This is a genomic window from Acidocella sp. C78 (assembly GCF_907164655.1).
This window is the reverse complement of record NZ_CAJQZK010000003.1, coordinates 65,001-78,683: the sequence shown is the minus strand read 5'-3', so window position 1 is coordinate 78,683 and position 13,683 is coordinate 65,001. Positions and strand designations below refer to the sequence as shown.

General features: G+C 65.3%; 14 protein-coding genes (1 of these 14 cut by a window edge). 3 read left to right on the top strand and 11 right to left on the bottom strand.

Annotation, left to right across the window (positions count from 1 at the left end; all coding sequences use genetic code 11):
- The 4 genes from hpnJ to dxs are packed head-to-tail and all read right to left on the bottom strand — an operon-like array spanning nucleotide 1 to nucleotide 5,215.
- On the bottom strand, nucleotides 1–1,425 hold the full coding sequence (gene hpnJ, locus ACIDOCELLA78_RS000000100120; protein WP_201727860.1) for a hopanoid biosynthesis associated radical SAM protein HpnJ: 1,425 nt from the start codon (nucleotides 1,423–1,425) through the stop codon (nucleotides 1–3).
- Between the two features lie 10 nt (nucleotides 1,426–1,435).
- Complete coding sequence (gene hpnI, locus ACIDOCELLA78_RS000000100115) at nucleotides 1,436–2,626, bottom strand: bacteriohopanetetrol glucosamine biosynthesis glycosyltransferase HpnI (RefSeq protein WP_201727859.1); 1,191 nt, start codon at nucleotides 2,624–2,626, stop codon at nucleotides 1,436–1,438.
- A gap of 1 nt (nucleotide 2,627) precedes the next feature.
- Nucleotides 2,628–3,254, bottom strand: a complete 627-nt coding sequence (locus ACIDOCELLA78_RS000000100110) for an ABC transporter substrate-binding protein (protein ID WP_201727858.1) — start codon at nucleotides 3,252–3,254, stop codon at nucleotides 2,628–2,630.
- A gap of 17 nt (nucleotides 3,255–3,271) precedes the next feature.
- Complete coding sequence (gene dxs, locus ACIDOCELLA78_RS000000100105) at nucleotides 3,272–5,215, bottom strand: 1-deoxy-D-xylulose-5-phosphate synthase (RefSeq protein ID WP_201727857.1); 1,944 nt, start codon at nucleotides 5,213–5,215, stop codon at nucleotides 3,272–3,274.
- Nucleotides 5,216–5,605: 390 nt separating this feature from the next.
- Here dxs and ispH point away from each other — a divergent pair, with 390 nt between their 5' ends.
- Both ispH and hpnH read left to right on the top strand, forming a co-directional pair.
- Nucleotides 5,606–6,589 carry a 4-hydroxy-3-methylbut-2-enyl diphosphate reductase gene (gene ispH / locus ACIDOCELLA78_RS000000100100; RefSeq protein ID WP_214006273.1) on the top strand — a complete coding sequence of 328 codons (984 nt, stop codon included), beginning with the start codon at nucleotides 5,606–5,608 and terminating at the stop codon, nucleotides 6,587–6,589.
- Between the two features lie 39 nt (nucleotides 6,590–6,628).
- Complete coding sequence (hpnH, locus tag ACIDOCELLA78_RS000000100095; protein WP_201727856.1) at nucleotides 6,629–7,780, top strand: adenosyl-hopene transferase HpnH; 1,152 nt, start codon at nucleotides 6,629–6,631, stop codon at nucleotides 7,778–7,780.
- 27 nt (nucleotides 7,781–7,807) lie between these two features.
- On the opposite strand, the gene ACIDOCELLA78_RS000000100090 is transcribed toward hpnH, so the two are convergent.
- From ACIDOCELLA78_RS000000100090 to ACIDOCELLA78_RS000000100060, 7 genes are all read right to left on the bottom strand, one after another.
- Nucleotides 7,808–8,560: a response regulator transcription factor gene (locus tag ACIDOCELLA78_RS000000100090; RefSeq protein WP_249675094.1), complete on the bottom strand. Its 753-nt coding sequence runs from the start codon at nucleotides 8,558–8,560 to the stop codon at nucleotides 7,808–7,810.
- A gap of 254 nt (nucleotides 8,561–8,814) precedes the next feature.
- Nucleotides 8,815–9,258, bottom strand: a complete 444-nt coding sequence (locus tag ACIDOCELLA78_RS000000100085; RefSeq protein ID WP_249675092.1) for a molybdenum cofactor biosynthesis protein MoaE — start codon at nucleotides 9,256–9,258, stop codon at nucleotides 8,815–8,817.
- A gap of 11 nt (nucleotides 9,259–9,269) precedes the next feature.
- The gene (moaD, locus tag ACIDOCELLA78_RS000000100080) at nucleotides 9,270–9,521 is read right to left on the bottom strand and encodes a molybdopterin converting factor subunit 1 (RefSeq protein WP_201727855.1); all 252 of its coding nucleotides are present in this window, start codon (nucleotides 9,519–9,521) and stop codon (nucleotides 9,270–9,272) included.
- A 31-nt stretch (nucleotides 9,522–9,552) separates the two neighbouring features.
- Entirely contained in the window at nucleotides 9,553–10,320 is a 768-nt protein-coding gene (locus ACIDOCELLA78_RS000000100075) for a hypothetical protein (protein WP_201727854.1), read from the bottom strand.
- A 53-nt stretch (nucleotides 10,321–10,373) separates the two neighbouring features.
- Nucleotides 10,374–10,913, bottom strand: coding sequence for a molybdopterin-guanine dinucleotide biosynthesis protein B (gene mobB / locus ACIDOCELLA78_RS000000100070; RefSeq protein WP_201727853.1), 540 nt, complete (start codon nucleotides 10,911–10,913; stop codon nucleotides 10,374–10,376).
- Nucleotides 10,914–10,923: 10 nt separating this feature from the next.
- Entirely contained in the window at nucleotides 10,924–11,508 is a 585-nt protein-coding gene (gene pgsA, locus ACIDOCELLA78_RS000000100065) for a CDP-diacylglycerol--glycerol-3-phosphate 3-phosphatidyltransferase (protein ID WP_201727852.1), read from the bottom strand.
- A 50-nt stretch (nucleotides 11,509–11,558) separates the two neighbouring features.
- Entirely contained in the window at nucleotides 11,559–12,320 is a 762-nt protein-coding gene (locus ACIDOCELLA78_RS000000100060) for an MOSC domain-containing protein (protein ID WP_201727851.1), read from the bottom strand.
- A gap of 117 nt (nucleotides 12,321–12,437) precedes the next feature.
- Between ACIDOCELLA78_RS000000100060 and clpB the strand changes: the two genes are divergently transcribed.
- A protein-coding gene (clpB, locus tag ACIDOCELLA78_RS000000100055) for an ATP-dependent chaperone ClpB (RefSeq protein ID WP_201727850.1) crosses the window boundary here: on the top strand, nucleotides 12,438–13,683 show its 5' portion. The gene runs 1,337 nt beyond the window's last position; the window shows 1,246 of its 2,583 coding nt (coding positions 1–1,246); it begins with the start codon at nucleotides 12,438–12,440; its stop codon lies beyond the right edge, outside the window.

The following is a 13,683-nucleotide window of genomic DNA, read 5'->3' as shown; positions in this document are numbered from 1 at the left end:
TCAGGCGGCGTGGCGTTCGCGCAGGAACTGGAAGAATTCGACGCCCTCGCGCAGCCGGCGTTTCATCATCTGCGGGCTGCGCACCATCTCGCCCACGATCGAGGCGATTTTCGGCACCCGGAAATAGAACTGCCTGTAGAAGGTTTCCACGCTGTCGAAAATTTCCGTATGCGTCAGATGTGGATAATGCAGCGGCGCGATCTGGATGCCGTGATCGTCGATCAGTTCGGCATGCGTCGCATCGAGCCAGCCGTTCTCAACCGCCTGATCATAGAGGAAGGTTCCCGGATAGGGGGCCGCGAGCGATACCTGGATGGTGTGCGGATTGATATCCTTCGCGAAGTCGATCGTCTCGCGGATGGTCTCCTGGGTTTCGCCGGGCAGCCCCAGAATGAAGGTGCCATGAATCTTGATGCCGAGTTCGTGGCAATCCTTCGTGAACTGCTTCGCTACCTCGACCCGCATGCCCTTCTTGATGTTGTGAAGGATCTGCTGGTTGCCGCTTTCATAGCCGACGAGCAGCAGGCGCAGCCCGTTGTCGCGCAGCACTTTCAGCGTGTCGCGGGGAACGTTCGCCTTGGCGTTGCACGACCATGTCACGCCGAGCTTGCCGAGTTCCCGCGCGATGGCCTCGGCGCGGGGCAGATTGTCGGTGAACGTATCGTCGTCGAAGAACAGTTCGCGCATCTGCGGGAAATCGCGCTGGATCTGCTTCACCTCGGCGATCACATGCTCGACCGAGCGGGTGCGGTAACGATGCCCGCCCACTGTCTGCGGCCAGAGACAGAAGGTGCAGCGCGACTTGCAGCCCCGCCCGGTATAGAGCGAGACATACGGGTGCATCAGATACCCGATGAAATAATCCTCGACCCGCAGGTCGCGCTTGTAGACATCCGCGACGAAGGGCAGGCTGTTCATATCCTCGAGGGTGGCGCGGTCCTTGTTATGCACGATTTCGCCGGCCTCGTTGCGCCAGGAAATGCCGTCGACCTCCGCGAAGGGGCGGCCCTCGGCGATCTCCTTGATCGTGAAGTCGAACTCGTTGCGGGCAACGAAATCCACCGGCGCGGCGCGCTCGAGGCTTTCGCCGGCCTGCACCGCGACCTTGGCGCCGATGAAGCCGATCTTCACGCCGGGATTTTCCGCCCGGATCTGCGCGGCCACCTTCACATCATTGGCGAAGGAGGGCGTGGACGTATGGATGATCACCAGTTCCGCCACGCGGGCATGCGGCATCACATCTTTCATTGTGAGGCCGGCCGGCGGCGCGTCGATCAGCTTCGAGCCGGGGATCAGGGCCGCCGGCTGGGCAAGCCAGGTCGGGAACCAGAACGAGCGGATTTCCCGCCGCGCCTGATAGCGTGAGCCGGCGCCGCCGTCGAAACCGTCGAAGGAGGGCGGTTGCAGGAACAGGGTCTTCATCATTGCTTCGGTCCTAACTCATGTGCCGCGTGACGGCACCAATTCCGTTCCCACCAGTGCTGCGGCCGGAATCGGCCTGCAACGTCTGGCCACGCCACTCCACCGTGTCGCTCCAGAAACTCAACGCGAAAATGGCGGCCGAAGCCGCGTCGCGCAAGAGGAAAAGCCAGGGCGGCGGCGGCGCCATCAGCATCGGCACGGCGCCGCTGGCCCGCCCGAACCCGAGGCGCCGCTCGAACAGCCGGGCAATGCCGTGGCGAAGCCCGGCGGCAAGGGCAAGGCCGATCCAGGCCCAGATGGCTGCGCCGCTCAGCAGCAGGGCGATGAGTGCCCAGAACAGCGGAAACTGCGTCACGATCCCTGCATAGCTGAGCGGCACCAGCGCGCGGACGGTCCGGGCCCAGCGCAGCTCGTGGCGCAGCAGCGCGCGGAGTGTGGTTTCCGGCACCGAGGTCGCCGGAATCGCCGAGCCGAGCGCCACCTGCTTGCCGGTCGCACGGATTCGCTGGCCGAGCACGTTGTCGTCGGCAAGGTGATCGAGCAGCGCCGCGAAGCCGCCGATCGCGTCGAGATCGCGCCGCCGCAATGCCATGGTGGCGCCGAGGCAGTCCTGCCGACCGAGGGCGCGGGCGAGGGCGGCGCCCGGCAGAAAGCCGTGATTGATCTGCATGGCGCCGAGCCGGCCCGCGAGCGTGTCGGTCGCCGGCAGGCCGGTATAGAATGTGGTCACCAGGCCGACCTCGGGTCGTGCCAGCGGCGTGACGATCGCGGCGAGAAAATCGGGCGCCACATGCATATCGGCGTCGGAGATGACGAACAGATCGTGGCGGGACGCCGCATGCATCGCCATCAGGTTGGCGACCTTCCGGTTGCGCCCCTCGCGATGCGGGCCGGTTACCACCGCGACATCGACCGCCGGATAACGCTGCTGCAGTCGCCCGACGATCGCGAGCGCCGGGTCGTTCGGGTCGGCAGCGCCGAAAATCAGCTGGAATTGAGGATAATCGAGCAGAAAGAACGATTCGAGCGCGGTATCGAGCAACGGCTCGACGCCGTGCAGCGGCTTGAAGACCGTGATCGGCGGCGCCTGCTCCGGTATCTTCGCCGCCGTCCGTTGCGGGCTGACGAGGCAGGCGCCGATCGCCTGCTGGATCAGACCGACCGCGCAGAGCGCCTCGGCGAAGACGGGCAGGATCGCGGCCATGTCAGTCGCGAATCGCCCCGCCCGACAGTGTCGCGATTTTTTTCTTCAGTGCCTCGATCAGCCGCGCGGCGTTACCCGGGTCGATCAGACCGCTGAAATCGGAGCGCTGTGCGGCAACCTTGCTGATCGTGCCCTCGAAGAGCACGTCGGTGATCTTCCAGGTGCCGCCGGCCTCGCGCATCACGTAGGCGAGCTTGACCGACTTGCCGTCGTGCTCGTTCAGGGTGGTGGACACGATCCGGCTGTCGCCGGCGCGGCGGATATCCGGATCGGTGGTGAAATGCTGCCCGCCATAGGCGTTGAAGTTACTGACATAGGTCGCGATCGTGTATTGCCGGAACAGCTTGCCAAGCTCGGTTTTCTGGGCCGCCGGAATCTGCGGCCAGAGCAGGCCGGCAGAATTCTGGAGGATCAGCTCGAGATCGAAGCTGGCCTCCACCACCGGCTTGAGCATGGCGTAGCGCGCGGCAAAGCTCTTGCCGGCGCTGCCTGCCTTCATCACCGCGATCAGCGCCGAATCCAGGGCGTCGACCGGCTGGGCTTCCGCAGCGGCGGCCGCGCGCGCCCGGGGCAGCGCGAGGCCGATTGAGGTGACGGCGGCAGCCGCCAGGAGACCACGACGTTTCATGCCCTGAGATATAGTGTTCACCGTGCCGGAATTGCGACGGAACCTTGGGCATTTTCGGGCACCGCGCCGCGGCCGAGCGCGCTCAGCGCGTGCGCCACGATATCCTTCGCGGTCAGGCCCGCATCGATCAGCTGGGCTGCGGGCGTGTTGTGGTCGATGAAGCGGTCCGGCAGCACCATCGGCCGGAAGCGCAGCCCGGAATCGAACGCGCCCGACCAGGCGAGATGATGGCCCACCGCGGCGCCAAACCCGCCGCTGGCGCCATCCTCGATCGTGATCAACACTTCGTGATGGCGGGCCAGCTGGTCGATCAGCGCGGTATCGAGCGGCTTCATGAAGCGGGCATCGGCGATTGTCGCCGTGAAGCCGTTCGCGGCAAGCTCATCGGCCGCGCGCAGCGCATCGCCCAGTCGCGGGCCGAGCGCAAGGACGGCGACGCTGCTGCCCTCGCGCACGATCCGTCCCTTGCCGATCTCCCACGGCACGCCCCGTTCCGGCAGCGCGATTCCGGTTCCCTCGCCGCGCGGATAGCGGAAGGCGGAGGGCCGGTCGTCGATCGCGGTCGCCGTGGCGACACAGTGGACGAGTTCCGCCTCGTCCGACGGCGCCATGATCACCATGCCCGGCAGGCAGCCGAGATAGGCGAGGTCGTAGACGCCGGCATGGGTTGCGCCATCGGCGCCGACCAGCCCCGCCCGGTCCATGGCGAAGCGCACCGGCAGCGACTGGATGGCGACATCGTGCACCACCTGGTCATAGGCGCGCTGGAGGAAGGTGGAATAGATCGCGCAGAACGGCGCCATGCCCTCAGTCGCCAGCCCGGCCGCGAAGGTCACGGCGTGCTGCTCGGCAATCCCGACATCGAAGCAGCGATCCGGGAACCGCTTGGCGAAGGCGTCCAGGCCAGTGCCGCTGGGCATGGCGGCGTTGACCGCGACGACATTCGGGTTGCGCTCCGCCTCGGCGATCAGCGCCTGCGCGAACACCTTCGTATACGAGGGCGGTCCCGGCGGCGCCTTGGTCTGCTCGCCGGTGACGACGTTGAACTTCGACACGCCATGATACTTGTCCGCCGAGGCTTCGGCCGGCGCGTAGCCCTTGCCCTTCTGGGTGACGACGTGCAGCAGGATCGGCTCGTCACCCTCGCTGTCGCGCAGGTTGCGCAGCACGGGCAGCAGGTGGTCGAGATTATGGCCGTCGATCGGGCCGACGTAATAAAAGCCCAGCTCCTCGAACAATGTGCCCCCGGTGAGGATACCGCGGGCATATTCCTCGGCGCGTTTCGCGGTGCGCTCGATCGTCCGGGGAAAGTGCTTCGCCATGCGGGCGGCGAAATCGCGGATCGAGAGAAAGCTGCGCGAGGAGATCAGCCGCGACAGATAGGCGCTCATCGCGCCGACAGGCGGGGCGATCGACATGTCGTTGTCATTGAGAACGACGATCATGCGCGACCTGCTCGCCCCGGCATTGTTCATCGCCTCATAGGCCATGCCGGCCGACATCGCGCCGTCGCCGATCACCGCGATCACGTTGCGCTTCGGGGTCTCGCCCTTCAGGTCGCGGGCCACGGCCATGCCGAGCCCGGCGGAAATCGAGGTCGAGGAATGCGCGGCACCGAACGGGTCGTACTCGCTTTCCGACCGGCGGGTGAAGCCGGAGAGTCCGCCCGGCTGGCGCAGCGTGCGGATCCGGTCGCGCCGCCCGGTGAGAATCTTGTGCGGGTAGGTCTGGTGGCCGACATCCCAGATCAGCCGGTCGCGCGGGGTTTCGAACACCGCATGAATCGCGACGGTCAGCTCGACGACGCCGAGCGATGCGCCCAGATGGCCGCCGGTGACGGAAACCGTGTCGATCGTCTCCGCACGCAGTTCATCGGCGAGCTGGCGCAGCTGCTCGGCCGAAAGGTTGCGCATGTCGCTCGGAACCCGTACGCGATCCAGCAGGGGGGTCTGCGGCGGCATCAGGCGGTCTCCCCCAGGCGCCGTTCTGGAGTCTCGCTGGAGCGGTAAGCCATGATGCTGGTTCCTTATACTCTGCGTCGTTGCGACCCTTGCGTCCGGATCGTGCCGGCGAAGCGCCCTTTATACGGTGATTGCGGGAAGCGATAGACCCTTCGCCCACAGATGGGGGCGATGTGCCCGTCATGAAAAGGGCCTTGAAAACGGCATGGCAACGGAACAACAGATTGGCATCTTGCGATGCAGGCGCGCAACACTGTCGTGAGACGGCGTGCCCTGCCCGAGCCATCCCTTGCGAAACCGCCGGCGGATACCCTAATTGGCGAATGGATACGTATGCCCGGGGCAGGCGGTCCGCATTGCGATATTCAGATTTCTGAAAGGCGACGGACGATGGATCTGTCTCTCACCCCGACCGACCGCGCCGACTCGGCGGCCGGCACCCCCGTCATGAAGGTGGTGCTGGCACAGCCGCGCGGGTTCTGCGCTGGCGTGGAGCGGGCAATCGAGATCGTCGAGCGCGCTCTGGTGAAATTCGGCCCGCCAATCTATGTCCGCCACGAAATCGTTCACAACCGGCATGTCGTCGAAGATCTCCGTGCGCGCGGTGCGGTTTTCGTCGATGAGATCGCCGAGGTGCCGGACGGGGCGATCACCGTATTTTCGGCGCACGGCGTCGCGCGCAAGGTGCAGACGGATGCTGCCGACCGCGCCTTGCCGGTGATCGACGCCACCTGCCCGCTGGTCGCCAAGGTGCATTCCGAGGGGCGGCGCTATGCCGGGCAGGGGCGTGAAATCGTTCTGATCGGACATGCCGGCCATGCCGAGGTCGAGGGCACGATCGGCCAGATCGACGGCAAGGTCTATCTCGTGCAGACCGTCGAAGACGTGGCCGCGCTGGATGTCGCCGATCCGGACAAGCTGTCCTACATCACCCAGACCACGCTTTCGGTCGATGACACCCGCGGCATCATTGCCGCTCTCGTGGATCGTTTTCCCGGCATCGTCGGCCCCGATGTCCGCGATATCTGCTATGCGACGCAGAACCGCCAGGAGGCGGTGCGCCACCTCGCCGAGCTTGTGGACGTGATTCTGGTGGTCGGCAGCCGCAATTCATCGAATTCCAACCGGCTGCGGGAAATCGGTGCCGAGCTTGGGCGCCCCTCCTATCTGATCGACGATGCCAGCCATCTCGATCCGTCGTGGTTCGAGGGGGTCCGCTCCGTCGGGCTGACGGCTGGCGCCTCGGCGCCCGAGGTGCTCGTGAAGGGCGTCATCGACGGGCTGAGAAAGTTCGGCCCGGTCGAGATCGACACGCTCGCCGGCACGCCGGAAGACGTGCGGTTCAAGCTTCCCGCCGAAGTGAGCGACGCCTGAGCGGCGTCTCGGTGGGGTGATCATTATCAGGAGTTACAGATGGGCGTGCCGCTGAAACAGGCGATCAAGGTCGGAGCCTATGTGCTGAAGCAGCACCTGACCGGAAACAGGCGTTATCCACTCGTGCTGATGCTCGAACCGCTGTTCCGTTGCAATCTCGCCTGCGCGGGATGCGGCAAGATCGATTATCCCGCTCCGATCCTCAATCAGCGCCTGTCGGTCGCCGATGCGCTTGAGGCCGTCGATGAATGCGGCGCCCCGGTCGTTGCGATTGCCGGCGGCGAGCCGTTGTTGCATCGCGAGATGCCCGAGATCGTCGAGAAGATCCTCGCGCGGGACAAGTTCATCTATCTCTGCACCAACGCGCTGCTGCTGGAGAAGAAGATCGACCAGTACAAGCCGCACCCCAATTTCTGCTGGGACATCCATCTCGATGGCGACCGGGAAATGCACGATCACGCCGTCAGCCAGGACGGCGTCTACGAACGTGCCGTTGCGGCGATCAAGCTCGCCAAGGCGAAAGGTTTCCGCGTTTCCATCAACTGCACCCTGTTCGATGGCGCCGATCCCGCCCGCGTGGCTGCATTCCTCGATACCGTGAACGAGATCGGGGTGGATGGCGTGATGACATCGCCGGGCTATGCCTATGAGCGCGCCCCGGATCAGGAACATTTCCTCAACCGGCAACGGACCAAGGAACTGTTCCGTGCCATTTTCCGCTACGGCAAGGAGCGCAAGGCGCGCGGCATTAGCTGGAAGTTCAACCAGTCGCCGTTGTTCCTCGATTTCCTCGCCGGCAACCAGACCTATAAATGCACGCCCTGGGGCAACCCGACCCGCAATGTGTTCGGCTGGCAGCGCCCGTGCTATCTGCTCGGCGAAGGCTATGCGAAGACCTACAAGGAATTGATGGAAACCACCGACTGGGACAAGTACGGGGTCGGCAATTACGAAAAATGCGCTGACTGCATGGTGCATTCCGGGTTCGAGGCCACCTCGGTGGTCGATTCCGTCAAGCGGCCGTGGAAGCTTGCCAAGCTGGCTATTCAGGGCATCCGCACCGAAGGCCCGATGGCGGCGGATATTCCGCTCGACAAGCAGCGGCCCGCGGAATTCGTGTTCTCACGTCACGTCGAACGCAAGATGGCGGAAATCCACGGTCAGCCGGAGCCTGCCGAACCCGCCGAATAAGGCGGGCAAGGCAGGGTCGTTCGGACTTCAGCCCGCGATGCTTCGCTCCCGCTGAGAAAATGGCAGGCGCGCCGTCATGGGCGTTTCGGTAATCCTCGTCTCGGCTTCCCGGCGATCGACAATCATGTAGCCACGCCCCCAGTTGGTCTGGATCAGGTCGTCGGCGCCGGCGGAGAGCATTTTTTTGCGTATCTTGCAGATGAACACGTCGATGATCTTTGGGTTCGGTTCATCGAGCCCTCCATAGAGGTGATCGAGTATCGCCTCCTTGCTCAGAACGCAGCCCTTGCGCAGCGCAAGGATCTCGACAATCTGATACTCTTTCTTGGTGAGGCTGATCTCGTCCTGCCCGACGAAGATTTTCTTCGCGTTCATATTGATTTCGACATTGCCGACGGCGAGTGACGGGCTCTGGAACCCTCTGCTGCGCCGAACCTGGTTCTGGACGCGGAGGAAGATTTCCTCATGCGAGATCGCGCTGACAATCAGGTCATCGACGCCCGCTTCCAGAATGCGCAACCTCGTCGCCTCGCTCAGAAGTTGTGCGACCGCCAGGATCGGGCAGCGCAGGCCGGTAAGGCGCAACCTTCGGATGAGTTCGATTTCCGCGGGCCTTGTGTCGGTCACCCGCAGCACGACCGCGTCGTATTCATAGAATCGCGTGAGATCCAGCGCTTCTTCAAGATCGGACGTTTCATCCACGACCACCAGCTTGGAGCGGAAGAAGGTCGTCAGGATGTCCCGATTATCGACCGGATTTCCAAAAATGAGAAGTTTCATTGCAACCCCCAGTTAACTTGGAAATTCAATACAACCGCAAGGGGAGGTCGTCAATAAAATAATTTTAAGGAACTGATAATCGATTGAATAATAAATCCGGTGTCGTGAAAATAGATTAAAATTGACATTCTGGAAATTTTTCTGACACCGTATCGCACAAAACACGGGCCACAAGGGGGTTCATACGCTGTTTTTGTGCGAGTGGCGCACAAGCCGGCGCCCGTGCGGGCGCAAATCCGACTTGGACGGTTAAGCTACCAGCGGTTGCGTGACAGAATATCGTCGTCGCGGGCATCGACCCATTGCGTGGCGCCATCGACGAAGTCCTCGCGCTTCCAGAACGGCGCGTCGGTCTTCAGCCAGTCGATCAGAAACGCGGTTGCGGCCAGGGCATCCGCCCGATGCGCGCTCGCGGCGGCGGCAAGAACGATCCGCGCGCCAGGGGCAAGCCGGCCCACCCGGTGAATGATGGTGCAATCCGTCAGCTGCCATCGCGCCATCGCCGTCTCGGCAATCTCGGTCAGGGTCGCTTCGGTCATACCCGGGTAATGTTCCAGGGTCAGAGCGGCCAGCGGCCTTCCGCCCACCTGCCCGCGCACCACGCCGACGAAACTCGCCACAGCCCCGGCATCCGCCTGCAGGCGCTCGAGTTCGGCGGCAACGTCGAAATCCGCCAGCGAAACGACGATGCGCGGCACGGCGTTCGGGCTCAGCCGCCGGTGAACGGCGGAAAGAACGCGATCTCGGCCGCGCCGGCGAGCGGCGTTTCCGGCGGCACGAAGCGCTGGTCGACCGCCGCCTTGATCGTCTGCCGCGCGGCGAAGGCGCGGGCATAGGCGGGGCCGCGGCCGGCGAGGTAATCCGCCAGCGCGCCCACGGTGGTCACCTCCGCGGGAAGGTCGATTTCCTCTTCGGCGAGCCCGATGCGCTCGCGGAGCCATGCGAAATACAGGATTTTCATCTCTCTTATATGATACCGCGCGCCGCTCGCGTCACCTTGTCTGGACAGTGACAACCTGGCCATTCGCCTGAACCAGCGTTGCCGTGCCGTTGCCGTTGGAAATCAGGATGCCACCGCCCTTGCCGGCGATCGGCGCCACGGTCTGGTATCGCCCGTTGCTCGGCGTGCTGACGATGCCGAGCGGCCCGTGCGGTCCCATCACCGTCTGGCCGACGGGCAGGCCGGCATCCGGCGTGATCGGCCTCGCCGCGCGCACGCGGGATTCCGGTACAGCCGGGGCGCGAGGCACCAGCTTTCCCGCCTCGCCCGGGCGTGGCGAGGGGCGCATCGCCGCCGCGCTGCCGACCAGATCCGTCGTTTCGCCGCCCTTGTGGTCGGAAGGCAGTCCCCGCGCTTTCGCCCCGGGCGGAACCGAGTATGTCGCTTGCGGCCCGCCCGCCGTTGGCGCGTTGTAGAGATCCCGATACGCGGCGCCGAGAGGCACGTTCATGTGCTTCTGAATCTCGCCCAGGGTGGGAATGGGGGCCGCCTTGCCGGGCCAGACATCGCCGGGTTCGGGGCGGAGCGGCTGAACGGCGACATTGTCGCCACGGGCGCGCTGCATGTTCACCGCATCGCCGGCTGGCGCGTTCGGGTCGCCAAAGGGGTTCAGCGTGCTGCTCAGGTAATTGCCAACCCCCGCGCAGCCGGAGAGCAGCAGCAGAACCCCACCCGAGGCCAATGCCCTCGCCGCGCAGCGCAGGCCGGACGGGCCCGGCAAGGCCATGCGGGGCGGGGTGGAACGGACAAATGACCGCATCTTTCTTCCTTGAAAATGTTCCCGACGGTTATGCGCCGGATTGGCGGTGAACCTCAAGCAATCGCATCCGCGCGCCATCGAAGAATGAAATCCGCAACCATGGCCGGGTGGTTGAGCGGCAGAACCGGCAGCCCGCCGGCTGCAAGCGGCGCATCGCTGGCCACCGCGACGATGTCATCGAAATCTGGCCAGAGAGAGGGCTTTCCGAGCATCGGCCGGTGAACCTCGATCTTCGCGACGCTGGCGGATTTGAACCCCTCGGCGATGAACAGATCCGCCGGCGCCATCCTCGCCAGCAGGGCGGGCAGGTCGGGTTCATCGGCGCCGGAGCGATGATCGTGGAACAGCACGAAGCGTTCCGTGGTTGCGAGCATCGTCTCGTGCGCTCCGGCCGCGCGGTGGCGGAAACTGTCTTTGCCCTCCTGGTCGGGGTCGACCTTGTGATGGGCGTGTTTCAGGGTCGAAACGCGCAGCCCCGCATCGGTGAGCAGCGGCAGCACCGCGGTGAGCAGCGTCGTCTTGCCGCTGCCCGACCAGCCGACAAGGGCGAGAACCGGCGCGCCCTGAGGGCCGCGCAAGGGGAGGGGAGGCATGTCCCGCCCGTCAGCCGGCGGCGCCGGGCTGGGTGATGTGCCGCAGGCCCGCGTTGAGATAGTCCCAGCCGGTGATCAGCGTCAGCCCGCCGGCGATCCAGAGCAGAGCGCCGCCGATGATGCCGGCCGCAAGCCAGGGGATGCCGAGTTCCGCCGCTCCCGAATCGCCAAGCAGAAGAACCCCAAGGGCCACCATCTGCGTCGCCGTCTTCCATTTCGCCAGCCGCGTCACCGGCATCCCGACCTTGATCCCCGCCAGATATTCCCGCAGCCCCGATACAAGGATCTCGCGCAACATGATCACGATCGCCGGATAGATCCCGTATGCGGTCAGCCGATGGAACCCGACCAGCAGCATCAGCGTCGCGCCGACCAGCAGCTTGTCGGCGATCGGGTCCAGCATCCGTCCGAGATCGGAGAGCTGTCTCCGGCTGCGGGCCAGCCGGCCATCGAGCCAGTCGGTGATTCCGGCGGCAACGAAAAGGAGTGCCGCCAGCAGGTCGGCGAGCGGCGAGCCGATCGCGACCAGCACGACGAGCAGCGGGATCGCCGCGATGCGCGAGAGGGTCAGCATATTCGGTAAGTCGGTCAGCATTTCGGGACGTTAAGCCGATTTTTCAGCCGGCGTCACCCGTCGCGACAGGTTCACGGCAGGAGAAAGAGCGCATCGCCGGGCGCGATCCGGCCCGGGCGGACGACCTCTGCATAAATTCCGCAGTCGACATGGCCGAAATGGGTCATCAACTCCTTGACGGGGTTGGCATCGCGCACGCGGGTTTCGGGATTGATCGTGGTGGCCGCGCAGCGGTCGATCCGCGCGGTGACACGCAGCTCTGCCCCGCCGATCGCCAGCGTGCGGCCCACCCAGCCGAGTTCGGCCCAGGGTTCGGCGCCCTCGAAATAGACATTCGCGCGAAACCGCAGCCCGTGCCGCGGCGCGCCCGCCGCCGCCTCCAGCGCCCGCAAGCTGGCAAGGCCGATCAGGCTGATCACCTGCTCGCGGTGATCGGAGAAGCTGTGCCCGGCAACGTGGTGGAACCGGGGCGTTCCGCGCATCGCCGCGGGCAGCGCAGCGGCAAGGAACGCGGCAAGCGCGTCGCGCCCGGCCCCGGTCAGCGGCGACGCGTCGAGCGCCGCCCCGTCCGGCGCGATGAGGGTGAGCATGCCCGTGGCATCGTCGAACCGGCAGTCGATGCCGATGGCCTCATGATTGCGGGCCAGGCAGAGGAACTCCGCCTTCGGGCGCCAGGCCGGCGCCGCCGGGTCGAAACCGCAATCGCCCTGCGCGAGCGCAAAGGCGCGGTCCCAGGCGATCGCCCGCCCGACTTCGAGTTCGGCAGCCGCCAGCCTCTCGGCGGACAGCCCCTTGACCGGATAGCGGAAGAGTTGATCGACGAGCAGGGTCATGGGCGCGGTTCCTCTTGAGCAGGATCAATGCAGCAACCATGTCCACCGGACAAGGTTGGACCATCGCCTCGTGAGGGATGATCCGGCCAGGTCGCCTGATGAAAGGGATCGAGTACAATGGATTTCGAAAAATTCACCGAACGTGCGCGGGGTTTCGTGCAGGCCGCGCAGACCATCGCCGTCCGCGAATATCACCAGCAGATCACGCCCGAGCATCTGCTCAAGGCGTTTCTGGACGATGAGGAAGGGGCCGCGAGCGGGTTGATCCGCGCCGCCGGCGGCGATCCGGCGGCGGTGCGCCTCGCCGCCGATGCCGCGATCGGCAAGCTGCCGAAAGTGCAGGGCGGCGGGGCAGGGCAGCCGCAGATCACGCCCGATCTCGTGCGGGTGCTCGATGCGGCGCAGCAGATGGCGCAGAAGGCCGGCGACGAATATGTCGCGCAGGATCGGGTCCTGGTCGCCCTTGCCGCCAGCAGCACGCCGGCGGGCCGGGCGCTGAGCGGCGCCGGCGCCTCGGCGCAGGCGCTGGAAAAGGCGGTGGCCGATATCCGCAAGGGCCGCACCGTGACCAGCGCGAATGCCGAGCAGACCTTCGACGCGCTCAAGAAATACGCCCGCGACGTGACCGAGGCCGCGCGCGCCCAGAAGCTCGATCCGGTGATCGGGCGGGATGAGGAAATCCGCCGCGCGATCCAGGTGCTGGCGCGGCGGACCAAGAACAACCCGGTGCTGATCGGCGAGCCTGGCGTGGGCAAGACCGCGATCGTCGAAGGGCTGGCGCTGCGCATCGTCAATGGCGACGTGCCCGAGGCGCTGAAGGGCAAGCGGCTGCTCGCGCTCGATCTCGGCGCAATGGTCGCGGGCGCGAAATATCGCGGCGAGTTCGAGGAACGGCTGAAGGCCGTGCTGAAGGAAATCGAAAGTTCGAATGGCGAGATCATCCTGTTCATCGACGAGATGCACACGCTGGTCGGTGCCGGGCGGGCGGATGGCGCGATGGACGCGTCGAACCTGATCAAGCCGGAACTGGCCCGCGGCGCGCTGCACTGCGTGGGGGCCACGACGCTCGACGAGTATCGGAAGTACATCGAGAAGGACGCCGCCCTCGCCCGGCGGTTCCAGCCGGTCTTCGTCGATGAGCCGAGCGTCGAGGACACGATCTCGATCCTGCGCGGGATCAAGGAGAAATACGAGCTGCATCATGGCGTGCGGATTTCGGATTCGGCGCTCGTCGCGGCGGCGACCCTGTCCAACCGCTACATCACCGACCGCTTCCTGCCGGACAAGGCGATCGACCTTGTCGACGAAGCCGCCTCCCGCCTGCGGATGCAGGTGGATTCCAAGCCCGAGGCGCTCGATGAGC